Genomic DNA, 24,032 nt, shown 5'->3' on the forward strand with positions numbered 1-24,032 from the left:
CAAGGCATGCCCGGGCGCCGGGAGCCCGTTGTTGTGGTGCGGGCGCGCCGTTGAAACGACATCTCGACGGGGCGCCCCCGGGTTGGTTTTACCGGAAGGCTCACCTGCGAAGTGCGGCAGGCGTCCCCGGGCCTGGCGCGGAAGAAGACATTCAGGACCCCGGAGATAATCAGGTCCGGGAAGAAGGATCGGAGGTTTCGTCTTCGATCAGTGGACTGGTGAACGCAGGCGTCCGGGCTCTCGTGTCCAAAGCTCCCACGGGGGCGTAGTGTCGAAGTAGGAGATTTCGGGATGGTCGTTCGGATCCGGGGATTGAATATCAGGACTGTGCGACGCGCGAGCGGGCACGGCTGCAGGCCTGGGTCGAAGATCCCGGGCGCCCCTTGGAATCGAGGCCGCATGGCCGGCAACAACGCAGTACCCACCACGGAACAATTGCAGGACCTCCTGCTTGAAAGCCCGGGCTTCACCGAATTCCTCCTCGGCTTGGCCACCATCTCAGCGTCGTTGTTGGACGGCAGGGAACCTCTTTTATGCGCCATTACCGTCGAACATGATGCCGGCCCCTCGACGGTGGCCAGCAGTACCGCTGCGGCGCAGCGCTTGGACGAGAAGCAATACGCGTTCGACGACGGCCCCTGCCTGACGGCCTTGCGTCACCAACATCGCGTGCTGATTGACGACCTGCAGGCCGACGACCGTTGGGCACAGTACGCCCACCAGGTGGATGGCGAAGGTATTCGCTCTGTCCTCGCAGTGCCGATCCAGACGGACTCCTCCTCACGCGCAGCTTTGAATTGCTACGCCTATGCGCCCGGGACCTTTAATCCGGCCATCGTCGCCCGCGTGCAGGAGCATGCCGAGGCGATTTCGAAAACGCTGAGGTTGGCGCTGCGGCTTCACGTCCCGGAGCCATGCCCTGAACATTTGCGCTCGGCCCTGCAATCGCGCGCCGTGGTGGACGCGGCGCTGTCCTTGATCATGCTCCAGAACCGTTGTGGGCGGGACCGCGCCATGGAACTCCTTCAGCTTGCTGCGCGGAACAACAACCGGCGTCTTCATGACATCGCCACCGATATCCTGAACGGATCAGCACCCCAGGATTGGACTTCCCCGGGCGTCCCCGATGGACACGCCTGAAGCGCCGGGCACCGGTGGCGCCACCCTGGTACCGCGACCGCAACACGGGTTGGCCAGGCTGTGGGCCCGCTTCTACGGGATAGTCAGAGCGATGCGGAAGAAACCAGCCTCGATGCTTACCTCCATGAGCTCGGCGGTCTCCCGCCACCCCGGGGTGAGTCTTCTGGCCCTGGCAATACTGGAAATGGACACCGAAAGGATGACCGACCCGTGATTGACCCGCAGTGGGACGCAGCACCCGGCGCCTCCACCGCTCCGGCCCGGAACCGCAGACAGGACCCTTGCATTACCCTGCAGGAACTGGTCCTGGACAGCAGCGACGTCATGGAATTCCTTGTCGCCCTGGCCGGCGTGGCAGCCGCCGTTCTCTCGACCATCACGAACACCCTTTCGTGCGGGGTCACCCTCAGGAGGAGGAAAAGAAGCCCCGCAGCGGCCGGCAGCGATGAGAGAGGCCGCGTTCTCGAGGAACTGCAGAACGACCTTCACGACGGGCCTTCCCTGACAGCCCTCCGGGACGATGACGTGATTCTCGTCCCCGACACCGGCGGCGAGAACCGCTGGCGTGACTCCATGGACGCTCTCCGTCGGAACGGCATCCGATCCATCCTGGCTGTCCCGCTGGATCTGGCCGGTGAAGCCGAAGCCGTGATGAGCCTGTATTCCACCAAACCCCTGGGGTTTTCCGGACCGGACATCACGGCCGCGGAAGCATTCGCCGACAGCGCGGCGAAGTCGCTGCGCCTGGCGTTGAGGATCGCGCACCTGCGTCATGCCCGGAACGATCTCACCGCGGCCATGCAGTCGCGTTCGACCATCGACACGGCCGTCGGCATTGTCATGGCGCAAAACCGCTGCAGCCGCGATACTGCCGTCAAGGTTCTGACCAGGGCGTCGAACAGCCGGAACGTCAAACTCCGGGACATTGCCGCGCAGGTCATCGCCTCCGTTTCGGGAGAAACGGACCTGGCACCGTACTTCGACGAATAGCCAGAACAGCCGGGGACATGCGGTGGAATCGCAGGTTGTCCGGTCCGGCCACCGGACGCCCTCGGCCGCCAGGGTGACCGGAGCTCCTCTCCCTCGCCCGGCGGGTTTCTGCGGACCCGGGGCCGGGAGCCGTCTTCCTGCCACGACGCGGGCACTTCTTCCGTCGCCCCATGTGGCCGCGGCTACCGTTTGCGTTTCCTCGCCCTGGCTTCTGCCACCGGCCAGGGGCGGGAAGTAGGCTGGGAACAGCGCACCAACTGCCGTACCGGATTCTCTTTCACGCTTGCGGCTCGATGCACCCGACCTGGATGAATGAGGACTATGGCGCGGAAACTACCGCTGGATGAACTGTCGACCGTTATCGCGCGAATCCAGGGCCTGCTGCTGACGGAAGAGAAAGTGGACCGCGCCGTGCGGTTGCTTGCCCGTGCCATCAAGGACTCTGTGTCCGGAGCGAGCGGCGCGGGGGTCTCCATCCTGGATTCGAGGGGCAGGCTGACCAGCAGCGCCTCCACGGACCACGTGGTCACCCGTGCGGACGCCCTTCAGTATGAATTGGGCCAGGGGCCGTGCCTGACGGCCTGGGCGATGGAGGAAACGGTGATCGTCCGGAACGTCGAAACTGATCCGCGGTGGCCGGACTGGTCTGACGCTGTGAAGGGCATGCCCATCCATGCGGTGGTCAGCACCCCTTTGATCGCCGGGCAGGAATGCATCGGCGCTTTGAAGATCTATTCGGACCGTGCCGGCGCTTTCGGCGAGGACGCGGCCCGGGTGCTGGAACTATTCGCCGCCCCGGCAGCGACGCTGCTTGCGAATATCCAGGCCAGCGAAGCACCTCACCGCATCAGCGAAGCCCTGGCTGAATCCCTTCATAGTCGTGACCTGGTCAACCGGGCCTGCGGCATCTTGATGCAGCGCCACTCTTTGACCGTTGACTTGGCCCTTGCCGAACTGATGCGCCGGGCCCGGCTGCAGAACAGCACGCTGGGCCAGATCAGTGCCGATCTCGTCGCCGGGATTCCGGCGGCCCTGGACTGAGGCCGGCCCGTGGGCTTCGATCAGCACGAACCACAACAGCAGCGCATGCTGGCCGCTGCCATGAAGTCAGCACAAATCAACGTCGGCGAACTCTGGCTCAAGTACTTCAGCCTGGGAGGCGAAGTTGGCGAGTACGAGGTGGAAGCCTATCTCCAAGGCCTCCTCTCCCTGCCCGTCCTGCAACGCGACCTGCTGGCCATGGCCGCCAACGAACTCATCGACACATTCCCCCAGGGTCGCGCACCCTACTCCGACGAGCTCGGCCCGGACGGCGACTCGTCCAGCCAACAAAAACCCAAGCAAGAACCGGGCTCGGGACCATGGCAGTCCGAAACGGACTGATCCGGATCGGTCCCCCTCAAGGAGGCCTTGCCTGGTGGATGTCTGTCTCACCTGTCACGTCGGAATGCGGGCCACCTGATCCTCCAACCTATTCATGGATGAGGCGCGGTCCCCGCCCGCCACGACGAGCCCGCCCGGGCCGATCGACGCGCGGTATCCCCCGCAGTTATCGTCCGGCTGCGGGTGGGCGGACGCGCCCCTGGTCCCGGTCTATGCCGGCCATAGGTTTTCTAATCGCCGGCCCGCCCGCCGGGCCGTTCATCCAACGGCGGCCGGGGTTCCTTCAGGAGCTTCAGACCCGGGGGCAGGCCCTGGACGCTGCCTTCGCGTCCTTTCGCCCTGAGGGTGAGGAGGGACCCGGCCAGTTTCACGTTCTCGGCCGTGAATTCCCCGAATTCCTCCGGGAGGATCGGGGCAAGGTGGACCACGTTGCGTGTCAGGTCAGGATCGAACCTGAGCAGGGTCCGCATCAGCTGCACCGGGGTCGCGGCCGCCCACGCCTGGGGTGCGCACGCCGTGGGATAGGGAACAGGGGCGTGGAATTCAGAGCGGTCGAAGCCGCAGAAAAGTTCCGGGAGCTGGCCGTCGAAGTGTCCGGCTGCTCCCAAAAGACCGTGCGCTACCTTTCTGGCTTCATCCACGAATCCGTACCGCATCATTCCGGTTGCGGCCAGGGCGGTGTCGTGCGGCCAGACGGAACCGTTGTGATAGCTGACCGGGTTGTAGGCACCCATGTCCGAGCCCAGGGTCCGGATGCCCCAGCCGGTGAACATCTCCCGTGACATCAGCCGTTGGACCACCGATGACGCTTTGTCCTCCTCGACGATGCCTGTCCACAGGCAGTGGCCCATGTTGGAGGCGCAGGAGTCCACCGGTTTCTTGTCCTTGTCCAGTGCGATGGCGAAATAGCCCTTGTCCGGCAGCCAGAACCTTTTGTTGAATTCATTCTTCAGCGTGGCGGCACGCCCGGCCCAGTACTGCTCCGTTTCCCTCTCTCCTGCCGCCCGGGCCAGGCATGCCCGGGCCAAATACGCGGCGTAAACGTAGGCCTGGACTTCACACAGGGCGATGGGCGACTCCGCCAGGGTCCCGTCCGCAAAATTGATCCCGTCCCAGGAGTCCTTCCAGCCCTGATTGGCCAGGCCATGGTCGGTGGCCCTGTGGTACTCGACGAAACCGTCCCCGTCGCGGTCACCGTAGTCGTGGATCCAGCCAAGGGCCCGGTCCGCGTGCGGAAGCAGCGACTCGATGATGTCCTCAGAGAGCCCCCACCGGCTTAGCTCGCCCAGCAACCCCACGAACAGCGGGGTGGCATCGGCGGTGCCGTAGTAGGCTGTCCCGCCCCTGGACAAGCCGCCGGTGACGCCGAGCCGGACTTCATGCGGAATGCGGCCGGGTTCCTCCTCGGAGTCATGGTCCACTCTGGTGCCTTGGATGTCCGCCAGGGTCTGGAGGGTTCCCGAGGCCAGATCCGGGTCGATCAGGAGCGCCATGTAGGAGGCCAGCAGTGCATCCCTGCCGAACAGGGCCATGAACCATGGAGCGCCTGCGGCCACGGCCACGCGGTCGGGGTTGGCCGGATCAAAGATCCGCAGTGAGCCCAGGTCGCGTTGGCTCCACTGCAGCGTGGCTTGGACGCTGCTGTCGGCAAGGGTGATGGGTGGAACGTTTTTTTCCCAGGCCCGGTGCCGTTTGACGCCCGTCCGGAGGTGCGGGACCCCAGTCTCCGTGAAGGGCTCCTCCGGGGCCACGGAGTCGACCAGGGGGACCACGATGACGCTGGTGGACCACTTGCCCCGTGCGGGGATGGTGGCCCGGAAACGGAGGGCGTCTTCGGAGATTTCGGCGCCCGCCGCCCGAATCGCCGATCCCCGCCGCTGGCCGTCGCTGACGGCTTCGACCACCAGTTCATGCCCCCGCACGTGCCTGGTCACGGACGTATGCTTGGTGGGGCGGCCTCCTTTGACGTCGAACAGGTCGGCCTGGTCCGCGTCCACGAGCAGTTCGATGCTGCAGTCCACGGGTTCCGCGGAAAAATTCTCCAGCGTGATGTCATCCCGGAGGCCGGGGCCGACATGGCGTTGCTGCCGGACTACCAGAGGGCTGTCGAAACGGCCGTCCGGCCATTGGGCCCGGCCCACGAAGGTCGCCTCGAAAGCATCGGGACGCTGGGCCGCGAGCGGCTCGCGGGGGGACCCGTTGATGTGCAGTTCCCAGCGGGAAAGGATCCGGGTGTCCTGGAAGAACGCGCCGTTTGTCTCGCCGTCCGGGAGGATGTCCCCGCTGCGGGAGGAAATGCAAAAGGAGGACCCCTCCACGAGCGTGACGGTTCCTGCCTCGGAAACCGTCGTTTCGGTATCGGCGTTCCATGCCGTCATGGGAGGACTCCTCACCTCACGGCGCGGCGGCGGCGCCAGGACAATTACCGCCAAAGCAGATAACGGGGCACGGGAAAACCGGTTCCCTTAAAGATTCTGGTTCAACGCGACCGAATCCGGAAGCCCGGATTCGCATTGCTCTTCGATGAGGTCGGCGAACAGCTGCAAATGGTCGGCCACCATGCGTTCGGCACTGAATTGCTGCTCCACCCGGGCCCTGCACTGCGCCCGGCTCAGGCCAGCGGCCGCCGGGATCATGGCTGCGAGGTCATCGGCAGAGGCGAGGTAACCCGTTAGTCCGTGCGCAACGATTTCCGGTGCGGCTCCCAGGGGCGTTCCCAGAACGGGCGTCCCGGTGGAAAGTGCTTCAATCATGACCAGGCCGAAGGGTTCGGACCACTGGATCGGGTTGAGGAACGCGAGTGCTTCGCCCATGAGATGGTATTTTCCGGCGTCGTCGACCTCGCCTGTGAAGTCCTCGTTGGGACCAAGGATCGGTTTGATGACTTCCTCGAAGTACTGGATCTCCTCCGGTTCGCGCATTTTGGCCGCGATCCGGAGCGGCACGCCCGCCTGACGGGCGATCCTGATGGCTTCCAGGACGCCTTTGTCCGGGCACATCCTCCCCACGAAACAGACGTAGCCGCCCCGGCCGGTGCCCACGGGCACGGTCGACAGATCGATGCCGTGATGGATCACGCCACGGACCGGTATGCCGGACGCCTGGGAAGCCTGGTTGCGGGAGATCGCGATGATGGAGGTAGTTCTTCCGATCGCACGGTAGATGTCCTTGGCTGAGGACGTGAGCGGGCCGTGGATCGTCGTCACCACTGGCACCCCGGGCGGCCCGTAGCGGTACAGGGGCCCGGCCAGGGTGTGGTCGTGGATGATGTCCACCTCCCCGAGCCCCTCGTAAGCCCTGATCAGGTGGCTGAGTTCGGAGATGGTGAAGCCAAGGCTCGTCGGATCCGACGTCCTCATCCCCGGGACCCGGGGTACGGGGCACCGGCTGTCCGAGGACGCGGCCAGCACCACCTCGTGCCCGGCCCCGGCAAACCCCCGTGCCAGAAGGTCCACCACCCTTTCGATACCGCCATAGGTCTGCGGGGGAACGGGGATCCATGGTCCTGCAACAAGTCCTATCCGCATTTCTTGCCTTCCAAGAAACGGATGGGTCGGACTCCCCCTGCGTCCCGACACGCACCCAAAACCCGCCGAAGGCCTCTGCTTAACCTCTGAACTGACTATTACTCCCGGACGGACAATGGACAAGACCTACTGCCGGGTAGGCCGGCGGGATTGCCTTTTGACGTCCAGTGATCATTCCTCGAGCCAGCGGCCGGCCGTGGGCACCGGGTCGCTAGATCGACAGGACACGAGCCCCCTCCATCCACCGGACAAAGGACGTGGCCGGGCAGCAGAGAAGCGAAAGTCCACTCCGACGGGCGCGGTTGCACCCATGACTCAGCGGACACAGCAGGGACTCCCCATCCTCGGCTCCAGGGGTGGACCTCGCCGGAAGAACCGGTCCGGGGCAGGCCTAGGCAGCGAGCGGGGTGCCGAAGAGTTCCGTGGCGCGTCTGGTCAGGTACGCCGGGACGTCGGCTTCCGCGGCCAGGTCCGTGTGTCCCAGGAACACCGCCGTTCCCCGGGCCGCGTCGCTGATGTCCAGGCCCGCGTCCTCGGCGAGCCGGGCGGCACGGATGTTGGGCTGCAGGTTCAACAGCCTGGCCCGGGCGTTGAGGTAGACATGCCAGTCGCCCCGGGAAATTGATTCTGCGCCGCCTCCGAGCAGCCGCCGGAGCGCGGCGGCGCCGGTGTCCAGCCTGCCCAGGACCACGGGTTCTCCCAGGCTGGCGGGAATGATCAGCGCGGTCGGTTTCCTTTCCATCTTTTTCGTCCTCTTTGAGGTAAACGGAACGGCAACCCGGGCTGTTCCAGCCCGCGGGGCCGGTCATCTTGTCCGCTCCCGTGGATCGTTTTAGCGTGGAAACGAGGCCCATGGCCGGCGACCCCCGGCGGCCAGGCCCGTCCTTGAGGAAGGAGTGAACAGTCATGGCCACCGTGCGGGAATCCATCGACGTCAACATGCCCTTGAGCCAGACCTACAACCAGTGGACCCAGTTCGAGGAATTTCCCCGCTTCATGACCGGGGTCGAGTCCGTCCGCCAGGTCGATGAAACCACCGTGCACTTCCAGACCCGCATCGCCGGGGTCCGGCGCGGCTTCGACGCCAGGATCCTCGCCCAGATCCCGGACGAACTGATCAGCTGGGAGAGCGTGGAGGGCCCGCACCATTCCGGAACCGTCACCTTCGAGGCGGTGAGCACCGTCGAAACACGGGTCACCGTCGAAGTGGACTGGGAACCCCGGACCGTGCTGGAACGGGCCGGGGCCACGGCTCATCTGGAGGACCGGCAGATCAAGAAGAACCTGGAACGGTTCAAGGAATTCATCGAGGGCCGGGAAGTAGAGACCGGCGCCTGGCGCGGAAGCATCGCCGGGGGCAAGGTCGAAGGCCGCAGCTAGACCACCCGGCGCCCGGGCCTGCTACGGGCTCCCGCGTCAGCCGGTGCCCGCCCGCCGGATGAAGCCCACTCCCGGCCATGCCTTCCACGCAGCCCTCCGTCCTGCAGGCCTTTCGTCCGGCCGGTTGCCGGAATCAACACCGGCGTTCCGGCGTTAATTTTCTTGTCGCAGGTGTGCGGCAGGAAGGAAGAAGATGAAAAGGAGGAACAGGAACATCGAAACGGTCGAGGACGATGCCGGTATGACCACCACCTACCACCGGCACCCGAACGGGGGCGGGCTGCTTGGTCCCGGCGCACGGGTGGAGGCGGATTCCTTCATCGGTGCAACGACCTATGTCGAGGCCGGCGCACGTGTCGGTTCCGGGTGCCGGATCGGCCGCGGGAGCTGGATCGACCGCCGGGCAACGGTCGGGAACCATGCCTTCATCGGTGACGACGTGTACGTGGGCCGGGGAACGGTCCTGGGCAGCTGGGTCCACGTCGGCAGCCACTCCCGCATCGGGGCGGGGGCACTCATCGGCCGCGCGGTCCGGCTGCACGGGGACACCCTGGTTCCCGAGGGAGCCCGCATCCCGAACGCCGGGTCTTACTCGGGCTCTTCGTCCCGTACCCGGAAATCCCGCGGCCCGGAGTCCCGGATGGCCGCCTAGACCTCCGTCGCTGCTACGACATTCCGTTCTCCCCTGCGAGTCCGGCGCGGGACGGTCACCGACACGGGCCATGGCGCGGACGGGCACCGCAGGGGCAGTATGGGGGGATGAACGCCCCCGCAGCCGGCCCTCCGGAGGATGGCTCCGTTGGTTCCGGGGCCCGCCTGCACCCGTGGAGCCGTTATGTGGCCCTGGGTGATTCCTTCACCGAAGGGGTCGGGGACCCGGAACCGCGCAGCCCCGGGGGCCTGCGCGGCTGGGCGGACCGGGTCGCGGAAGAACTAAGCGCCGGCCACGCGGATTTCGCCTACGCGAACCTGGCAGTCCGAGGACGGCTGCTCCATCAGATCCTGGATGAGCAGATCGCCCCCGCCCTGGCCCTGCAACCGGATCTGATCACCCTCAACGGCGGCGGCAACGACCTGATCTTCCACCGGACCGACCCCGACAAACTCGCCGCCGAGCTGGACGCCGGCGTCCAACTCCTCGCCTCGACCGGGGCCACGGTCGTGCTGTTCGCCGGACCGGACTGGGGCACGACCCCCGTGCTCGGACACGTGCGGGGCAAGGTAGCGATCTTCAACGAGAACCTGCGCACCATCGCGGCCCGCCATGACGCCGTGATCGCCGACCTCTGGGCCCTGCGCCAGCTCACCCACCCCCGGATGTGGGATCCGGACCGGCTGCACTTCTCTCCCCTGGGCCAGCACACCATCGCCATCATGGTCCTGGAAACCCTCAACGTTCCCCACACCCTGGAGCCGATGACGCCCAAAGAGCTGCCCGCGCGCAGCTGGCGCGAAGCACGGGCCGATGACATCATCTGGACACGCGAACACCTGGTCCCCTGGGTCCTGCAACACCTCACACACCACAGCTCCGAGGAAGAGCGCCGTGCGAAGCGGCCGGACCCCGGCCCCGTGTTCGGCGCCCGGATGCCTCCCGGGACGTTCATCGGAAACGACCCCCGGAACAAATAGCCGGGCCTGCGAACCGGGCCGTGAGGACCTCCCGGAAGGCCTTGCCCTTGACTATCTCAGGTGATATAAAAAATCTGTATCGACCACTTTAGATAGCGGGACGTGTGATCTTCTCCGGCGGTCCCCGACGTGATCGTCCGGGAACCGCCAGAAAGATCCTGCCCGGCAAGGAAGGGATGAGAGTGGAATGAGTGCGGAGCTGGAGCGCCTGAGCGCCCTGGCCGGCGCCATCGAGGCCGCGGAAGAGGAGCTCGCCGCAGCCTATCTGACCCTGCGGCAGGTGGCCGCGGCGATCCTGCGTTGCGGGGAAGCCACCGTGGCCGAAGTCAGCGACGCCTCCGGACTGGGCCGGAGCGAACTGCTGGAGCTGGCCGCCCCTCCACGCCCGCACCGGGGCCGTCCCGGAACCGGGCTCCGCGCCGGCAGTCATCGGCACCAGGAGGCCAGCCGTCGTCCCGGCATCCGGAGAACAGGCAGCGGATGACGGCGCCCCTCCCTTGTTCTACACCGCCTTTTCTGCACCGCCAAGCCCCCGGAGGGACGCCGGCCCCCTTCCGCCCGAGGGTCGGAGGAAACGGCAGGAGCCGTGGTTCGCGCGCCGGTCCGGTTCCGGGGCCCATACAAAAAACCCGGGCAGCCCCCTTGCGGCGGTTTCATTCCAGTGCTATAAAAAATCTATACCAGCCAGCATAGGAAATAGGTGGTTGGGATGGAAGGATCGTACCGATCTGTAAGGAGTGAGGAGACCATGTTGATGCGTACCGACCCGTTCCGCGAGCTCGACAGGCTGGCCCGGCAGGTCCTGGGCACCGCGGCCCGGCCGGCGGCCATGCCGCTGGATGCCTGGCGGGAAGGCGGGGAATTCGTTGTCGCCCTGGATCTTCCCGGGGTCGAGGTCGACTCGGTGGACATCGACGTCGAACGCAATGTCCTGACCGTGAAGGCCGAACGGAAGGACCCGGCCGGGGAGAACACCGAGATGATCGCCGCCGAACGGCCCCGGGGTGTCTTCAGCCGCCAGCTCGTCCTCGGCGAGGCCCTGGATACCGATGCCGTGAAGGCCAGTTATGACGCCGGGGTGCTGACCTTGCGGATCCCGGTGGCCGAGAAGGCCAAACCGCGCCGGATCGAGATCGCGTCGGAGTCGACCCCGCGCCAGGCGATCAACGCCTAGGACCGGGGCCGGCACCGCTGGACCGGGAGCATTGGACCGGCCGCCGGCAGTGAAGGGCGATGCAGACCAGCCACGCCACCGCGCGAGTAGCGCACCGAAAAGGCGGCCCCCGACGATGCCTCCCGCACCGAGGGTCCCCGGCCCGCCCGGCCGGGGACCCTCCCGACACCCGGCGCCCGAACCTGGAAGGAGCCTGCCATGAGCGCCTGGCACCCCTACGATGACCTTCTGATGCCGGCGTTCTACGAACGTTTTGAACAGCGCTGGGGCAAAGGGACGGCCCCTTTCCTGGACCCCGGGGTCCAGATCCATCTCCAGCCCCTGCCCCGGGCCCAATGGATCAACCCGGACACCGGCGCGGCCGTCGCCGTGGTGCCCATCTGGGCCACGGACCCCCGGCACCGCTCCTTCGGTGTCTTCTACCTGCCCCCGTCCGGGGACATCTGGGTCCTGCACCCCGGGCACACCGCCTACCTCGAACCCGGCAAGAACGGCACCGAAGAACAGATCACCCTCCGCAACGACGCCTTCCGGAAAGCCGTCAACCACGCCAAGGAATTCATCTACGGCACCCAGCTCTGAACCGGACAACCATCCGCCCGGACGCTCCGGTGAAATTCCGGACAGCGGGGCTGCACATTCCGCTGCGGCCGCCTGCGCTTCCCCCGGGACTGCAAAGAGGAAATTGGAAAGGAGACCGACATGTCCATCCTGTACATGGACAAAGGCTTCGGGCCGCACGTGGACCGCGGCTTCGAGTCCGCATCAACGCGTCTGGAACGCAGCGGCCTGCACCCGGAACCGGCAGGCGAGACCGAGCAGCACTCCCGCGAACTGGTCCGGCACATCCTCACCCTCGAGCCGGAACGGGTCCCCGCAGTCACGGCCGAACTGTTCGCCGAAGCCATAGCCATCGCAGACACCGTCCGCGAAGCCCAGGGCCGCGGACCCGTCACCTCGTACCGGGCCCGGGACTTCTGGGAAATCCTCAAGGAACTCATCGACAGCGTCCTGGACCAATAGCCCAACATCTGCCTGCCTGCAGAGGAGCCGGCGACGGGGCCTCGCAGCTCCCGTCACGCCCGGGGCTGCCGTGGCCTCACGTGCCGGGGTCTTCGGCGGCGTCCGGGTACTCGTCCTCGGCGCCTGGGGAAAGCTCCGTGGCCTGGTCGATGAGGTCCGCTTCGGCGGCTCCGCTTCCGTGACCGCGATCCGGTCGTAGCCGGCGCCGCCGGGATGAACGTCCGTGCGCTGTTCAATGACGTCCGCTTGCGGGACATCCCCGGGCAAACCGTCCATCTCCGTCAATTCCCCCGAGCCCTCGGGCAGGACCGGTGTGCGCTGCTCGAGAGCATCGGCTTCGGGTACTTCGGGACCGATTTCCTCCGGCTGAACATTCATTTCCACGTCAACCTCCTGTGACCGGAATAGGGACGAAAGGACCGCAGGGGCCTCTCTCCCGGACACTGACGCGCCCGGGACCGCCCCTGCCGGGAACCACCGCCACCGTTGGGTCCGGACCAGGACCGGATCCGCCGGCCGAGGTTTCCGCTGTCCAGTAACCGTTATCCGATGTTTTCCGCTGTCCGGCAACCGCTATCCGGCGTTTACCCTATTGAGCGGTGCCCTTATTCAGGTTTTCAGCACTTCAGTGCGAGGGGCTGACCGTGTGGTGCCGGTGTTCCTCGGTGCTGGGTTTGATCGCGGTCGCGGTGACGACGAGCGCCACCAGGCCGGTGATCCAGGACGTCCAGGCGACGCCTGTCTGCATGGTGTAGGAACCGAACCACGGTGAAAGGAACAGCAAGGCGCCGAAGGCCGCCTGGATCCATTCCATGGCCGGGGTTCCGGGCATGGCCAGATTGATGACGCCGCTGACGACCAGCAAAGCGCCGAACACGACCATCAAGGCAGCCGACGAACCGGCCGCCGTGGTCCAGATGACCGACAGGGCAGCGTAGAGCCCGGCGGCGACCGTGACCCAATCCTGCCATCGCGTCCATTTCTTCATTGAAACCACCTCTGTGATGCGGACTGCACCCCGGCGTTCCTCTGACGTCACGCCGGAGGATTCTTATTGTATTTGACGCTGACTTCCCGTGAAAGTACCGCCTCCGGGGGCCGCGAAAACGGGCCGGGCGCCGTTCCCGGCGGCTGTCCGCTGTCCTCGCCGCACGGGTACTTTTGTAACAAAATCCGTGCGCTGCTGCTTCCCGGCAAGCGCCTCCGCCTCAGGCCGGCCGGGGCAAGGAAACGCGCCAATGCCCGGTGTCACCTGGTGCCGGGCATTGGCGCAGCTACCGCCGGGATCATCTTCCACGGAAAACGTTCCGGTGCAGATCGTAGTCCCCGGAACCGGCCCGCCGCCCGAGTACCGGCTACCTGTTTTAGGGGCCGCTACGAGAGTGAGCCGTCCGAGGTGGTTTGGCGGCGGTCCCGGGAACCCGGCCGTCGTACCCACCGGCCATGCGCCGGGAGAAATGGGGACGGCACGCCGTGGAAACGCCAAACGTGTGCACCGTGTCTTGGTGGCACTTGGCCGGACGCCTCAGGGCTGCAGCTGGCGGGGACGGCCGGCGGCTGCGCGGCGGAGGGCCCCGGCCGGTTCCAGCGGGGCCGTGCGCTGCGGGGCATGGATCCTGCCGGCCAGGCGGGGGACCCTCTGCGGGGCGGCTGCGGGAGCGGGCCCGATCATGCTGCGTTCGTGGTCTGTGCGCCCGGTGTCCCCGGCGTCCGCTGGGCGGAGGGGAACCCCCGGACACTGGTCGGTGATCAGCCCCATGCCCGCGTACTCACGCACGGCTTCGATGCCATCTACCGCTGACCGCTTGTCCGGGAAATCCCGGGAAAGGGCCATCACGGCCCCGTCGGGGGCTGCCATCCTGAACCTGAAGCAGCCACGCTCATCTTCGAAGAGTTCGAACGAACCGGTCATGGAAGTCCTCCTTCACGCCCGGCCGCCAGCCGGACGCTCGACGTATCCCCGGAGCCCGCACGCGGCGCTGCGTAGGGCCCCGGGGCGGGGAATGAATGCGCGTTCAAGGAAAATGTGAGTCACGCCACATGAGGTCAGGCGTCAACCCTACCGGAGGGGACCCGCGGTGGCCAGTGCCCTTGCGCCCGAACCCTGTCACGACGCGGCCCCCTGTCCCATCTCATGCGCACTAGCTGCGGCGTGCGTCGCAGCCAGCGACCGGAGCCTCTGCTCACCGATCGGTCCGGCACGCTCCCGTGGCCAGCCACGCAAGAGCCGGTGTGGACGGCGCCCTCAGTGGCATACGGTTGTTCTGGCGGCATCGCATATCCCCCATTTGCCCAGCCGCCGGGAACCCCTGCGCTGGAGTCGCTCCCGACTCGCGCGGGGGTTTTCCTTATCGGGCCCTGTCTTTCCGCGTCCGCCCGGCGTACCCTGATCACGTCCGCGGGACCGGCCCGGCCCGGGTCCTTCGCCTCCGGATTCAATCAGTTAGGCGTCATCGATGGAGATGAACATCAGGGACCACTGGGACAACCTCAGCCCCGGAACCCGGCAATGGCTCACCGAGAACCCCGGGTGCGTGGTGCTGCCCCGCACCGTCACCGAGATCGTCCATCAGGAAACCGGAATCACCGCGGACTCGGACCAGCACGACCAAGCCAGTCTCTCCCGCGAAGACCTTGACTTCATCCGGGCCCGGGCCGAAGGGACGCCGGCCCAGCCGGATCACCGGATCTTCGACGCAAAACAGCCCGGATAACGCTGAGGCTCAACGTCGAAGGGCAGAGGAGTCCTCATGGATGCAGACCAACATCCGGCCCCGGAGCCCGCACCCGCACCCGGGGCGTCCCCGCCGGCAGGAGGACGTCGGCCGGTGGTCACCCGCGCGGGGATGGCCTGGACGGCCACCGTTGCCGCCCTCGTGCTCCTGATCCTGCTCATCGCGTTCATCGTGCAGAACCAGGACGCCGCCAGGGTCAGGTTTTTCGGCCTGGATGGGACCATCTCCCTGGGCATTGCCCTGCTCGTCGCTGCGGTCGGCGGCGGGGCCTTGGTCGCCGTAGCCGGTGCCGTGCGCATCATCCAGCTCAGATCCCGCAACCGCCGCACACCAACACCCCCGCCCTGACACCCACGCCGGCCGGGAACCAGCCCCGGCCAAACGCCTGCATTGCGAGGATGCCGGCCCGTAGCCCGACGTGAGGAGCTTGGCCCAACGCCAAAGGAGCAACCAATGACCCTTCCACCGCAACACGAACCCGAACCTTTCCCTCCCGATCCCGGTCCGGCACCAGCCCCGGACCGGGACACGCCGTTCCCCCCTCACCCGGCCCCCGACCCGAACCCGGCGCCCGGGCCCCTCCCAATCCCGGACCCGGGGCCGGTACCGCCGCCGCACCCCGATCCGACCCGCCGCCCATAACCGGCCGTACCCATCCCGGCATGTCCGACACCCGGATGTGCTGCAGCCAGGGTCCCGGCCTCGTATCGGCCCCCCAACCCGCTCCGGAAAGGATGACCATGACCGCATTGAACAAATCCACACACGACATCCAGCACCGCACCGCCGCCTGGATCAAACACGCCATCGAGGATCCCTCGCCCCAGACCGAAGCCGCGATCCGGTGGGCCCTGGCCAGGCTCGGGGAAGCCAACGTCCCTGACGTGGTCCACGCCGTGGTCCTGACCCTTACCGGGAAGAAAAAGGCCGCCAAACAGGCCCGGAAATCAGCCGAAGCCGCCGTCCGCCACGCGGAACGGAAACTCAGGCCCACCGGCCACGCCAAGGCCTGGCTGGCAGCAGGCATCCTCGCCACGGCCGCCGCGGCAGCAGCACTTGCATGGCAACGCCGGCAGAACCGGGCCGCCACCACTGAACCAAAGACCGGACCGGCAGCGGACACGGCTGAATAAACCCCGGGACGCCTACGCCTCCCCACGGCCGGCGCCCTGACGGACGGTGACCCGCGCCCGCTGGAGCCCGTCCGGCAGGCCATCCGGTTTCGGAAGCTCTCAAGACGCATCTGGGTCTCTGAATCCTCCAGCAGGCTTGGCCAGTGCATGAAGCACCGCGGAACGCGTGCGGACCGCACCGGGCCAGGACCGGCACGATCGGGCTGGTGCGTCCGAGGCTCTTTGGAGAGATAATTTCCGTGCAGCCCGTTGCCTGGAGCCACAAACGGGGGGCGGGCCGGCAACGGGAAGGGGCCACAGGCAGCCGAGGGAAGGGGAACGAGGATGTTCAGCTTCAGGTTCAGCAACGGCCCCGCGGCCGCGCTTCTCACCGCAGCGGTGCTGCTCACGGTTCCGGGCTGTACCGGCCCCGGTGCCGGACAGGCCCCGGCCACCTCAGGCCCGGCTTCCGGTGGCGGGTCCCCCGCCGGAACTGCTTCGCCTGGCCCGCCGGGGGTGTTCCCGGTGCCGGCGGCGACACTGTCGATACCGCAGGTGGTGAAGGACGTCGAGCCCTCGGTGGTGACGATCACCACGCAGACAGGGATCGGCAGCGGCGTGATCTACCGCGGGGACGGCAGCATCGTGACCGACGCGCACGTTGTCGAAGACCAGCAAAGGCAGCCCTTCAAGAGCGTCCGGGTCCAACTGGCCGACGGCACCCAGACCAATGCTTCCGTCATTGCCATCGATGACCCCACGGACGTCGCCGTCATCAAGGCAGACCGCTCAAATCTTCCTGCGGCACGGTTCTCCACAGCCACTCCCGAAGTCGGGGACCTGACCGTCGTGATCGGCACCCCGCTGGGCCTGGAAGACACCGTCACCTCGGGGATCGTCTCCGGGCTTCACCGCAACATGCCCCCGTCCCGGGAACAGCCGCAAGGAGCCCTGGACCTGATCCAGACCGATGCCCCGATCTCGCCGGGAAATTCCGGCGGCGCGGTCGCCGACGCAACAGGAGCGGTCATCGGGCTCTCCGAGGCATACCTGCCGCCGAGCTCCGGAGCCGTGGCCATCGGATTCGTCACGCCCTCGGCCACCGTGACGAACGTCGCGGACCAGTTGCTGAAGAACGGGAAAGCCTCCCACGCAGTCCTCGGGCTGGTCCCTGCCGATCTAAGCCCGGAAATCGTGCAGCGGTTCAACCTGGCAACAACAACAGGCGCACTCGTCATCCAGGTTTCCCCCGCAGGCCCGGCGGACACGGCCGGCATCCGGGCAGGAGACATCATCACCTCCTTCGCCGGGCAGAAAATCACCCAGGTCACCGACCTGCTCGCGGCCCTGCGCAAGGCCCAACCCGGCCAACAAGTCGACCTCACCGCCCGGCGGGGAACAGATACCAAGACCTTCACCGCCACCCTGGCAAACACCTCAAACACCGGCTGACCCCGAATACTCCCGGCCCGCCGGGGACCTCATCACCCGCTCCCGGCCCGCCCGGGCTTCGAAAACGTATCGCGTGCAAAACCGGCAACAAGAACCGACAGGAAGAAGGAGTGGTTCACATGGTAAGGATCGCCGTCGTGGTCGGCAGCACCCGGCCCGGGCGCCGGAGCAGGCAGGTAGCGGACTGGGTCCTGGCCCGGGCAACCGCGCACGGAGGCGCCGACTTCGAGATCCTGGACCTGGCCGACTACAAGCTGCCGCTGCTGGACGAGCCCGTACCCCCATCGCTCGGGGACTACAAGCACGAGCACACCAAGGCCTGGGCCCGGACCATCTCCCGGTTCGACGGCTTCATCTTCGTCACCGCCGAATACAACCACTCCGTTCCCGGGGTTCTGAAGAACGCCCTGGACTTCCTCTACGCGGAATGGAACAACAAAGCCGCCGGCTTCGTCTCCTACGGAGGCGCCGGCGGGGTCCGCGCCGTCGAAAATCTCCGCCTCATCGCCGGTGAACTCCAGATCGCCGACGTCAGGGCCCAGGTGGCCTTGCCCTTCGCCACCGAATTCGAAAACTTCACCACCTTCACCCCAAGCGAAACCGCCGAAGAGGCCCTGAACCCCCTCCTGGACCAGCTGATCTCCTGGACCACAGCACTGAAAACCCTCCGCACCTGACCGCACGACGGCCCGACGCTGCCCCTGAGCGCTTGAACCGGCCGGGAAGCCAGCGCTCCCTTGACGTGGTCGCCAACGGAACGTCCTGGACCCGGTGACGGGTCAACCGGGAAGCCAGGACCCGCCGGATGAGGAGCCGGGTTTTCCGCGGCCCCGGAGTTTCCGGAACAACACCAGAAACGGCAGCGCCAGCACCTCCAGCAAGCCCGCCACAAGAAGCAGCACACCGAAAAGGACCAGGAAAGGCAAGTACAACACCGTGACCGCCGCTGCCACATAGCCGCCGGCGAAGCCAACGATCCACTGCGCATCCATCATGACTCCCATCAACCGGCCGCCGCCCGGGACCGCCGATAGAACGGTCATAGCAGCACCCCGCCGCGTTGACAACAGTCCCACCTCCCGGCCGGGGTCGGCGGCCCAGTGTGCCCTTGAGCGCTTGAAGAGCGGGGCGCCGTGCGGCATGGCTGCGCTGCAGCGCGCCCGCCGCGGCCGGACGTTGTGAGGTGGGGTCGGGCCTGTTTCTGCGTGGGTGCGTTCAGTGGATCAGGCCGGACACGAGGTTGATGGTCGTCGCCAACACTATGGCTCCCAGCAGATAGGACAGGAGGGCCTGGCGCAGCACGGTGGTGCGGATCGCGTCGGTCTTCAGGTCGGTATCGGAAACCTGGAACGTCATCCCGACCGTGAAGGACAAATAGGCGAAGTCCAGGAAGCGGGGCAGTGTGTCCTCGTTGAAGTCCACGCCGGCCTTGTCCCGGTAATAGATCGACGCGTAGCGAAGGGCAAAAAGGGTATGGACCAGGAACCAGGACAAGACAACGCTGCCCAGGGCCATGGAAATGATCGCCGCCTTCGTGCCCCCTTGGGCGTTGGAAGCCTCCAGCAGGATGAGCGCGACCCCGGCGAAGCTGGCCACGGTGGCGGCCAACACCAGGACGTCCGAGACGCGCCGCCCCGGATCCTCGCGCCGTGCATGGGCTGCCGTGGCTTCCGCCGGCAGCGGCCCGACAACCGCCCAGACCCAGACAAGATACGTCAGTGACGCCACCGCCCAGCCCAGCGCCGGCGCGTACGCCCAGGAATTCAAAGTTCCAACAGCCAGGGCGGTACCCAGACCCAAAACAGCCATGACCACAACACGAAGCCGCGAATGATGCGCCACGGAATTGAAACCCTTATCCGGGGAGCCCGGCACGCCAGTAAGACTCATGGACCGATGATCCCATTCGGGCAGCCCGCCGGTCCCGTCCTTGACCAAGGATCGGCGAGTCGACCCTTTCCCCGGCAGCAGCGTTCCGGCTGCGCCGGCGGCACCGTTCCGCGTCCGACGTTCGGCCGTCTCCCCAGGCGCGCTTGCCCGAGGGCCGGGACAACATCGAATACCTCACCTAACGCCAAGCGAAAACTCAGCATCGGCGGAACCATCCAGGACACCCCACTGACCTGCCGGCAGATGGTGCCGTTCGGGCAGACAAGAGAGGAGAACGGTCCTATTGCATGAGCCGCGGCCGGACCCGTTGGGGCCGAGCTTGAACGTTGGGGCCGAGCTTGAACGTTGGGGCCGAGCTTGAACGTTGGGGCCGAGCTTGAACGTTGGGGCCGAGCTTGAACGTTGGGGGTAGACCCGGGCCTGCTGCACCTGGCGTCCTCGCGAAGCCATGGATTGCCGGCCGAGCAACTCCCTCGATTACAATGTCTCGGCACGGTGGGACCTAGGCGTACCACTGCCAGCCGGGCGGGGCCCAGTCGTCCGGGGTCCGGTGGGAGTAATGGTTGCCGCAGCGCTTGCAGATGTAGCTGACGGCAGGGGGCCGCAGGTTTTCAGGGTCGGGAGCGTACGAGGCCGGCACATACCGGGTGAATTCTAGATACGCATCCGTACCGCATTGCGGGCACCCCGGCAGAGCCGGTGGCTGAGCGGGAATGCGGTGCCGCTGGTTTTGCTCCCGGCTGGTTTGAGCTGAGATTGCCATAGGGGCCTGCACTTTCTCGCCAACCTGATGCCCTTTGCGGAGTCGGGACCAAGTTGGGGGTCGTCGCATCGTCTAGTTCTACGGATGTAAGAGATCCGGCATTCAGCCCATCAATCGGGCCACATTCGACTGAACGCTTCCGCATGCGCCATTGGCACACCGGAGCGGGGGTGCGAGCCATTCTACTCTTTTGAAAGCCGGTCAGGGGCCCGGATGGAGATTGGGGTTTCCGCGCGGCCCCCTGACCGGCCGCCTTTATGCGGAGGTTCAGGGCTGTTTCCTTTCGAGGAACCGGTGTTCGCGGCGGAGGGCGGCGGCGTCGCCGGACTTGAGCGGATGAAGTCGCGGTCCTCCTTCGAGGGTGTAGTCTCGCCGTGCTGGTCGCCTTCGTCGCCATCCGCGCTGGTCTCATCAGGCTGTCGTAGTCCCGATTGAGAATGTCAATTTGCTTTGAGCCCACTTTCGCGTTGAATCGCAGCCTGATTCGGGACCACCTTGTGTCCGGGGCATTATTGAATTCCCACACAAGACGCTCGTTGTGCGAGGCTCTGGCAGGGTCGGATGATTTCGGCTTGTATGCGGGCACTTCCTCTTTCGGGAGTTCGGCCTCTATCCGTTTCTGGCCGCCTGTCCCGGCAAACTGTCAAGAAGGTGACAATAATGGTAATTACACGTTGACCAGCGGAGTGCGTGCCTTAGGCAACGGATAGCCACACTCATCCCTGCCCGGCCTGGGAGGTCCCCTTGTTCCCGGTCTTTCCGCGGCCCACCAGGGTTATGCCGGCCTTTGTGGTGCCGGCGCTCGGTGGCCGCCGTTTGTCACACCCCGTCCCCATCAGAGCCGCAGTACCGCGGCGGACCCGCAACCGACCGGAAAATGTCCACACCGGTTCCTCTTGCTTTATCCATTCGATGGGTTGATGATCAGGCTGTGCTCGCTGGGGGCGCAAGGATGCTCACTGGGGAGCACAAAATTTCGGGGGCGCAGCATGGCTGCTTTACGGTCTCTTCTGTCAGGTGTCGCAATTTCCGCAGTTGTTCTCACAGGTTTGGCTGTGCCCTCCAAGGCTACGGCTTCGCCGACCGCGGCCCTGCCGCCCAGTCGAAGTGTTTCGGCGGCGAAGGCACTCACCGCCCGATACGCTACTGCGCCAATGGCCCCAAAACTTGGTCTGGCGATGCTCCTGCCTCCAGCCTCGGGGACTAACGGGATCGCGTCCGGCAACCGCCCCTCGGCGTCCATGCTCACCAGACATCTGACGGACCTGTCGACTCTCTCGTTCAATCCTTCGAACGGCAATGTCGCTCTCGCCGGGCAGCTGCTGCACGTCAAGGGCGCAGGCAGGGACCTGACCATCGGCTGGCGGTACAACTCGCTCAACGATGCGCGTCCGACTCTGTCAGTGGGTGCCAACGAGGCGGCCATCACCGTGGGCGGCGACAACTCGGTCGTCTACACTGCCCGAGGGTGTCAGATTGTTTGTGATCTCAGGGACGGTGTGTCTCATCGTATGCTTTGGTGTTTCAGGCACTTACGACTGGGGTAATGGGATTCAGTTTGGAACGACTGTTGGTATCGGGGTGGTCGCCGAGGCCAGCGTCGGCCTAGGTGCGGGGGTCGGAAACTTGAACGGCCCGTCAGTAGAGTGCTCGGGTATCTTCGGCCCCTACGGCGGCTACGGCTCAATCTCATTGACATCTTTCGGTGTAGCCGGAGGCTGGAGTGGCGGCCTGGGCGGCGGATGCGCGATCATGTTCAGTACCTACCGGTAGTCGACGGAGGAACCAAGTGTCAGATGAAGTACTCTTCGGACTGTTTGCCATCGGCATAAGCATCGTGGGCTACATCCTAATTCGGCTCGTGCGCGGAGTCGTCGTTAAGGGATACTCGCGGACCTTCCCAGACAGGGACGCTGGAAGGTTCAGACGTATCCAGGAAATCGGCGGAGTGATCTTCCCGGGCGTGATCTTTCTCATTGGACTAGGTTTCCTGATCTTCGGGCTTGCAGGGGGCAAGGTGGGAAGAGGGTGAGAGACCCCGCCACAACCCTCCTTGGGGCTGGAGTAGTTGTCTTCGGCGTGCTAATCATTCTCGGCAGGAACCTGTATGCGTCGTTTATGCTGATGCTCCTTCGGGGGATTGGCAACGGTAACCTGGCGACGAAAGGACTATCACGCATCTTGAGTGTTGCCATGGCGGTATTCGGAGGAGTGGTAATAGTGATCGGAATTGTGGTTGGCGCCGGAAGCCTTTAGCCGACGACACCGGTCAAGCTTGACCGCTGAAAACTTCAAACCGCCGGATACACCGTTACTGCCAGTCCCACGGGCGTTTTATTGCTGGCGGTCGGCCATTGAGAGGCGGCAGGTCCAAGGCATAGTTGAGTGCCACCCCGACGCTTTTCCATCGTTGTGGCGGCTTGAGCCAGAACTTCCTGGCTAGCCAAAGACCTGCTGGGCTAGTGTGTGGGCGAGGCGGTAGGAGTCGGTGCCGGTTTCGATGATGGTTCCGTTGAAGGTGAGCCGGTCTACGATGGCGGCGCAGAGGCGCGGGTCGGTGAAGGTTTTGGTCCAGCCAACTGGAGAAGGATTCGTTGGTGGCGATCGCGACGGATGCTTATTCTTCTCGTTCGGTGAGGACCTGGAAGAGCAGCTCGGCTCCGCGTTTGTCCAACTCCATGTAACCCAGTTCTCGTCAATACACAAAAGATCGACGCGGCCGTAGCGTGCGATGGTTTTGGCCAGGGCTTTATCGTTCTCGGCCTCGACGAGTTCGTTGACGAGTCGGGTCGCGAGGGTGTATTTGACCCGGAATCCCTTCTCCGCGGCCGCGGTGCCGAGACCGATGAGCAGGTGGGACTTGCCGGTTCCTGAGTCCCCGATCAGGCACAGGGGCTGGCCTTTGCGGATCCAATCCCCGCTGGCGAGGGTGTGATCGTGGCGGGGTTGATGTTCGTGTTCGCTTCGAAGTCGAAGTCCCCAAGCCATTTGTCCCGTGGGAAGCCGGCTGATTTGACCCTTCGGACCGAGGAACGCCTGTCCCGGTCATCACACTCTGCCAGCAGCAACTCGGCAAGGAATCCTTGGTAGGAGAGTTGTTCTTTGCCGGCGACGGAGAGGGCTTCGTCCAGGACGGCCCTGATCGTGGGCAGCCGCAGCCGTCTGCAGGCTTGATCCACAGCGGCGACAGCGGTCCCTGGTTCGCAGTAAAAAGCATCAAACCCAAAGTGCGATTTGAAAAGGACCCAACGCTCGTTCTCCACCCGCTGCCTACCGGCACCATAAACGACCTTGCTTACGGCCGAGGTGAGGTTGTCATAGCGGATGTGCTTGGTCGGCACCCCGCCAATGGCGTTGAACGCCTCGATATGGCCTTCCAGAAAGGCCTCCTGCGCGCAGGTAAGGTACACGCGGTGAACGGACTTTCCAGAACTCGAGAGCCGGAAAGCGAACATGTAACAACGGGTCCTCACACCGTCCAGGTCCACCCATTCACATACTGACGGACCGTGGAGTACGAAATGACCGCCCGGTGTTCATACACCAGACGGTCGAAAACCCGTTGCGCTGTGTGGCGTTGCTTCCGCGGGGCATCCAGGTCAGAGAGCAGCATCTGATCAATAACACTCTTCAACTGACCCAGCTTCGGAGCCCGTCGCTTGGGAGGCTTCCGTTCGGGCGGTTCCGCCGCAGCCAGAGCCTGACGGACAGTTCTCCTGGCGACCCGGTGCCGGCGGGCAAGAGCCCGGATCGACAAACCATGAACCCTGGCATCCCGCCGGATACTCGCGAACAGCTCCACTCTCGACTCCATGACTGCCTTCCACTGTT

The 24,032-nt window shown here is 65.5% G+C and carries 28 protein-coding genes and 2 pseudogenes; 21 read left to right on the forward strand and 9 right to left on the reverse strand.

Features of this window, described 5'->3' with window-relative positions:
• Positions 1–399 precede the first annotated feature (399 nt).
• The 5 genes from ABEA18_RS20095 to ABEA18_RS20115 all read left to right on the forward strand — a co-directional run bounded on the left by ABEA18_RS20095 (position 400) and on the right by ABEA18_RS20115 (position 3,513).
• Positions 400–1,140, forward strand: a complete 741-nt coding sequence (locus tag ABEA18_RS20095) for a GAF and ANTAR domain-containing protein (RefSeq protein WP_345452116.1) — start codon at positions 400–402, stop codon at positions 1,138–1,140.
• Between the two features lie 91 nt (positions 1,141–1,231).
• Complete coding sequence (locus ABEA18_RS20100) at positions 1,232–1,354, forward strand: hypothetical protein (protein ID WP_345452118.1); 123 nt, start codon at positions 1,232–1,234, stop codon at positions 1,352–1,354.
• The gene (locus ABEA18_RS20105) at positions 1,351–2,130 is read left to right on the forward strand and encodes a GAF and ANTAR domain-containing protein (protein WP_345452120.1); all 780 of its coding nucleotides are present in this window, start codon (positions 1,351–1,353) and stop codon (positions 2,128–2,130) included. The genes ABEA18_RS20100 and ABEA18_RS20105 overlap by 4 nt, the downstream gene beginning before the upstream one ends.
• A 321-nt stretch (positions 2,131–2,451) precedes the next feature.
• A complete protein-coding gene (locus tag ABEA18_RS20110) occupies positions 2,452–3,171 on the forward strand; it encodes a GAF domain-containing protein (RefSeq protein ID WP_345452122.1) in 720 nt (239 codons plus the stop codon).
• A 9-nt stretch (positions 3,172–3,180) separates the two neighbouring features.
• Positions 3,181–3,513, forward strand: coding sequence for a hypothetical protein (locus tag ABEA18_RS20115; RefSeq protein ID WP_345452124.1), 333 nt, complete (start codon positions 3,181–3,183; stop codon positions 3,511–3,513).
• 230 nt (positions 3,514–3,743) lie between these two features.
• Here ABEA18_RS20115 and ABEA18_RS20120 read toward each other — a convergent pair whose 3' ends face one another.
• The 3 genes from ABEA18_RS20120 to ABEA18_RS20130 all read right to left on the reverse strand — a co-directional run bounded on the left by ABEA18_RS20120 (position 3,744) and on the right by ABEA18_RS20130 (position 7,782).
• On the reverse strand, positions 3,744–5,891 hold the full coding sequence (locus ABEA18_RS20120) for an amylo-alpha-1,6-glucosidase (RefSeq protein ID WP_345452126.1): 2,148 nt from the start codon (positions 5,889–5,891) through the stop codon (positions 3,744–3,746).
• 87 nt (positions 5,892–5,978) lie between these two features.
• Entirely contained in the window at positions 5,979–7,040 is a 1,062-nt protein-coding gene (locus tag ABEA18_RS20125; protein ID WP_345452128.1) for a glycosyltransferase family 4 protein, read from the reverse strand.
• A gap of 391 nt (positions 7,041–7,431) precedes the next feature.
• Positions 7,432–7,782 (reverse strand): hypothetical protein, encoded by a 351-nt coding sequence (locus tag ABEA18_RS20130; protein ID WP_345452130.1) that lies wholly within the window; start codon positions 7,780–7,782, stop codon positions 7,432–7,434.
• Positions 7,783–7,946: 164 nt separating this feature from the next.
• Here ABEA18_RS20130 and ABEA18_RS20135 point away from each other — a divergent pair, with 164 nt between their 5' ends.
• The 9 genes from ABEA18_RS20135 to ABEA18_RS20175 all read left to right on the forward strand — a co-directional run bounded on the left by ABEA18_RS20135 (position 7,947) and on the right by ABEA18_RS20175 (position 12,648).
• Positions 7,947–8,420 carry an SRPBCC family protein gene (locus tag ABEA18_RS20135; RefSeq protein WP_345452132.1) on the forward strand — a complete coding sequence of 158 codons (474 nt, stop codon included), beginning with the start codon at positions 7,947–7,949 and terminating at the stop codon, positions 8,418–8,420.
• Positions 8,421–8,613: 193 nt separating this feature from the next.
• Positions 8,614–9,072: a DapH/DapD/GlmU-related protein gene (locus ABEA18_RS20140; RefSeq protein ID WP_345452134.1), complete on the forward strand. Its 459-nt coding sequence runs from the start codon at positions 8,614–8,616 to the stop codon at positions 9,070–9,072.
• A 107-nt stretch (positions 9,073–9,179) separates the two neighbouring features.
• Positions 9,180–10,052 (forward strand): SGNH/GDSL hydrolase family protein, encoded by an 873-nt coding sequence (locus tag ABEA18_RS20145; RefSeq protein WP_307055723.1) that lies wholly within the window; start codon positions 9,180–9,182, stop codon positions 10,050–10,052.
• Positions 10,053–10,239: 187 nt separating this feature from the next.
• A complete protein-coding gene (locus ABEA18_RS20150) occupies positions 10,240–10,536 on the forward strand; it encodes a hypothetical protein (protein WP_284990514.1) in 297 nt (98 codons plus the stop codon).
• Between the two features lie 264 nt (positions 10,537–10,800).
• A complete protein-coding gene (locus ABEA18_RS20155) occupies positions 10,801–11,226 on the forward strand; it encodes an Hsp20/alpha crystallin family protein (RefSeq protein WP_284990513.1) in 426 nt (141 codons plus the stop codon).
• Between the two features lie 198 nt (positions 11,227–11,424).
• Entirely contained in the window at positions 11,425–11,808 is a 384-nt protein-coding gene (locus ABEA18_RS20160; RefSeq protein ID WP_345452141.1) for a hypothetical protein, read from the forward strand.
• 120 nt (positions 11,809–11,928) lie between these two features.
• The gene (locus tag ABEA18_RS20165) at positions 11,929–12,249 is read left to right on the forward strand and encodes a hypothetical protein (protein ID WP_345452143.1); all 321 of its coding nucleotides are present in this window, start codon (positions 11,929–11,931) and stop codon (positions 12,247–12,249) included.
• A 70-nt stretch (positions 12,250–12,319) separates the two neighbouring features.
• Complete coding sequence (locus tag ABEA18_RS20170) at positions 12,320–12,448, forward strand: hypothetical protein (RefSeq protein ID WP_345452145.1); 129 nt, start codon at positions 12,320–12,322, stop codon at positions 12,446–12,448.
• 14 nt (positions 12,449–12,462) lie between these two features.
• Positions 12,463–12,648 (forward strand): hypothetical protein, encoded by a 186-nt coding sequence (locus ABEA18_RS20175; RefSeq protein ID WP_345452147.1) that lies wholly within the window; start codon positions 12,463–12,465, stop codon positions 12,646–12,648.
• 226 nt (positions 12,649–12,874) lie between these two features.
• Here ABEA18_RS20175 and ABEA18_RS20180 read toward each other — a convergent pair whose 3' ends face one another.
• On the reverse strand, positions 12,875–13,237 hold the full coding sequence (locus ABEA18_RS20180; RefSeq protein ID WP_284990510.1) for an SPW repeat protein: 363 nt from the start codon (positions 13,235–13,237) through the stop codon (positions 12,875–12,877).
• A 537-nt stretch (positions 13,238–13,774) separates the two neighbouring features.
• Positions 13,775–14,161, reverse strand: a complete 387-nt coding sequence (locus ABEA18_RS20185) for a YegP family protein (protein ID WP_345452149.1) — start codon at positions 14,159–14,161, stop codon at positions 13,775–13,777.
• Positions 14,162–14,705: 544 nt separating this feature from the next.
• Between ABEA18_RS20185 and ABEA18_RS20190 the strand changes: the two genes are divergently transcribed.
• The 5 genes from ABEA18_RS20190 (at position 14,706) to ABEA18_RS20210 (ending at position 18,225) form a co-directional block, all read left to right on the forward strand.
• Entirely contained in the window at positions 14,706–14,963 is a 258-nt protein-coding gene (locus ABEA18_RS20190; RefSeq protein WP_345452151.1) for a hypothetical protein, read from the forward strand.
• Between the two features lie 36 nt (positions 14,964–14,999).
• Positions 15,000–15,332 (forward strand): LapA family protein, encoded by a 333-nt coding sequence (locus ABEA18_RS20195; protein ID WP_345452153.1) that lies wholly within the window; start codon positions 15,000–15,002, stop codon positions 15,330–15,332.
• A gap of 392 nt (positions 15,333–15,724) precedes the next feature.
• Positions 15,725–16,117 carry a hypothetical protein gene (locus ABEA18_RS20200; RefSeq protein WP_345452155.1) on the forward strand — a complete coding sequence of 131 codons (393 nt, stop codon included), beginning with the start codon at positions 15,725–15,727 and terminating at the stop codon, positions 16,115–16,117.
• Positions 16,118–16,441: 324 nt separating this feature from the next.
• Positions 16,442–17,548, forward strand: a complete 1,107-nt coding sequence (locus ABEA18_RS20205; protein ID WP_345452157.1) for a S1C family serine protease — start codon at positions 16,442–16,444, stop codon at positions 17,546–17,548.
• Between the two features lie 119 nt (positions 17,549–17,667).
• The gene (locus tag ABEA18_RS20210) at positions 17,668–18,225 is read left to right on the forward strand and encodes an NADPH-dependent FMN reductase (RefSeq protein ID WP_345452159.1); all 558 of its coding nucleotides are present in this window, start codon (positions 17,668–17,670) and stop codon (positions 18,223–18,225) included.
• A gap of 102 nt (positions 18,226–18,327) precedes the next feature.
• Here ABEA18_RS20210 and ABEA18_RS20215 read toward each other — a convergent pair whose 3' ends face one another.
• Both ABEA18_RS20215 and ABEA18_RS20220 read right to left on the reverse strand, forming a co-directional pair.
• The gene (locus ABEA18_RS20215) at positions 18,328–18,591 is read right to left on the reverse strand and encodes a hypothetical protein (RefSeq protein ID WP_345452161.1); all 264 of its coding nucleotides are present in this window, start codon (positions 18,589–18,591) and stop codon (positions 18,328–18,330) included.
• A 172-nt stretch (positions 18,592–18,763) separates the two neighbouring features.
• Entirely contained in the window at positions 18,764–19,438 is a 675-nt protein-coding gene (locus tag ABEA18_RS20220) for a DUF1345 domain-containing protein (RefSeq protein ID WP_345452163.1), read from the reverse strand.
• 1,917 nt (positions 19,439–21,355) lie between these two features.
• On the opposite strand from ABEA18_RS20220, the gene ABEA18_RS20225 reads away from it, so the two are divergent.
• Complete coding sequence (locus ABEA18_RS20225; RefSeq protein WP_345452165.1) at positions 21,356–21,748, forward strand: hypothetical protein; 393 nt, start codon at positions 21,356–21,358, stop codon at positions 21,746–21,748.
• Positions 21,749–21,990: 242 nt separating this feature from the next.
• Positions 21,991–22,233, forward strand: a complete 243-nt coding sequence (locus ABEA18_RS20230) for a hypothetical protein (RefSeq protein WP_345452167.1) — start codon at positions 21,991–21,993, stop codon at positions 22,231–22,233.
• A 407-nt stretch (positions 22,234–22,640) separates the two neighbouring features.
• On the opposite strand, the pseudogene ABEA18_RS20235 reads toward ABEA18_RS20230, so the two are convergent.
• Positions 22,641–23,380 (reverse strand): annotated as a pseudogene (locus tag ABEA18_RS20235) (ATP-binding protein).
• A gap of 15 nt (positions 23,381–23,395) precedes the next feature.
• Positions 23,396–24,015: pseudogene (locus ABEA18_RS20245) on the reverse strand (transposase); the annotation flags it as partial.
• Positions 24,016–24,032: the final 17 nt, after the last annotated feature.

It is taken from the genome of Arthrobacter gyeryongensis, assembly GCF_039543785.1.
Lineage (GTDB): Bacteria > Actinomycetota > Actinomycetes > Actinomycetales > Micrococcaceae > Arthrobacter > Arthrobacter gyeryongensis.

Bases quoted from the DNA above. Each gene is read 5' to 3' on its own strand.
- ABEA18_RS20095 (WP_345452116.1), top strand. From the start codon at position 400: ATGGCCGGCAACAACGCAGTACCCACCACGGAACAATTGCAGGACCTC.
- ABEA18_RS20220 (WP_345452163.1), bottom strand. From the start codon at position 19,438: ATGAGTCTTACTGGCGTGCCGGGCTCCCCGGATAAGGGTTTCAATTCC.
- ABEA18_RS20150 (WP_284990514.1), top strand. From the start codon at position 10,240: ATGAGTGCGGAGCTGGAGCGCCTGAGCGCCCTGGCCGGCGCCATCGAG.
- ABEA18_RS20130 (WP_345452130.1), bottom strand. From the start codon at position 7,782: ATGGAAAGGAAACCGACCGCGCTGATCATTCCCGCCAGCCTGGGAGAA.
- ABEA18_RS20210 (WP_345452159.1), top strand. From the start codon at position 17,668: ATGGTAAGGATCGCCGTCGTGGTCGGCAGCACCCGGCCCGGGCGCCGG.
- ABEA18_RS20110 (WP_345452122.1), top strand. From the start codon at position 2,452: ATGGCGCGGAAACTACCGCTGGATGAACTGTCGACCGTTATCGCGCGA.
- ABEA18_RS20160 (WP_345452141.1), top strand. From the start codon at position 11,425: ATGAGCGCCTGGCACCCCTACGATGACCTTCTGATGCCGGCGTTCTAC.
- ABEA18_RS20195 (WP_345452153.1), top strand. From the start codon at position 15,000: ATGGATGCAGACCAACATCCGGCCCCGGAGCCCGCACCCGCACCCGGG.
- ABEA18_RS20180 (WP_284990510.1), bottom strand. From the start codon at position 13,237: ATGAAGAAATGGACGCGATGGCAGGATTGGGTCACGGTCGCCGCCGGG.
- ABEA18_RS20200 (WP_345452155.1), top strand. From the start codon at position 15,725: ATGACCGCATTGAACAAATCCACACACGACATCCAGCACCGCACCGCC.
- ABEA18_RS20215 (WP_345452161.1), bottom strand. From the start codon at position 18,591: ATGACCGTTCTATCGGCGGTCCCGGGCGGCGGCCGGTTGATGGGAGTC.
- ABEA18_RS20190 (WP_345452151.1), top strand. From the start codon at position 14,706: ATGGAGATGAACATCAGGGACCACTGGGACAACCTCAGCCCCGGAACC.
- ABEA18_RS20205 (WP_345452157.1), top strand. From the start codon at position 16,442: ATGTTCAGCTTCAGGTTCAGCAACGGCCCCGCGGCCGCGCTTCTCACC.
- ABEA18_RS20165 (WP_345452143.1), top strand. From the start codon at position 11,929: ATGTCCATCCTGTACATGGACAAAGGCTTCGGGCCGCACGTGGACCGC.
- ABEA18_RS20125 (WP_345452128.1), bottom strand. From the start codon at position 7,040: ATGCGGATAGGACTTGTTGCAGGACCATGGATCCCCGTTCCCCCGCAG.
- ABEA18_RS20175 (WP_345452147.1), top strand. From the start codon at position 12,463: ATGAACGTCCGTGCGCTGTTCAATGACGTCCGCTTGCGGGACATCCCC.
- ABEA18_RS20100 (WP_345452118.1), top strand. From the start codon at position 1,232: ATGCGGAAGAAACCAGCCTCGATGCTTACCTCCATGAGCTCGGCGGTC.
- ABEA18_RS20155 (WP_284990513.1), top strand. From the start codon at position 10,801: ATGTTGATGCGTACCGACCCGTTCCGCGAGCTCGACAGGCTGGCCCGG.
- ABEA18_RS20185 (WP_345452149.1), bottom strand. From the start codon at position 14,161: ATGACCGGTTCGTTCGAACTCTTCGAAGATGAGCGTGGCTGCTTCAGG.
- ABEA18_RS20140 (WP_345452134.1), top strand. From the start codon at position 8,614: ATGAAAAGGAGGAACAGGAACATCGAAACGGTCGAGGACGATGCCGGT.
- ABEA18_RS20135 (WP_345452132.1), top strand. From the start codon at position 7,947: ATGGCCACCGTGCGGGAATCCATCGACGTCAACATGCCCTTGAGCCAG.
- ABEA18_RS20225 (WP_345452165.1), top strand. From the start codon at position 21,356: ATGGCCCCAAAACTTGGTCTGGCGATGCTCCTGCCTCCAGCCTCGGGG.
- ABEA18_RS20145 (WP_307055723.1), top strand. From the start codon at position 9,180: ATGAACGCCCCCGCAGCCGGCCCTCCGGAGGATGGCTCCGTTGGTTCC.
- ABEA18_RS20120 (WP_345452126.1), bottom strand. From the start codon at position 5,891: ATGACGGCATGGAACGCCGATACCGAAACGACGGTTTCCGAGGCAGGA.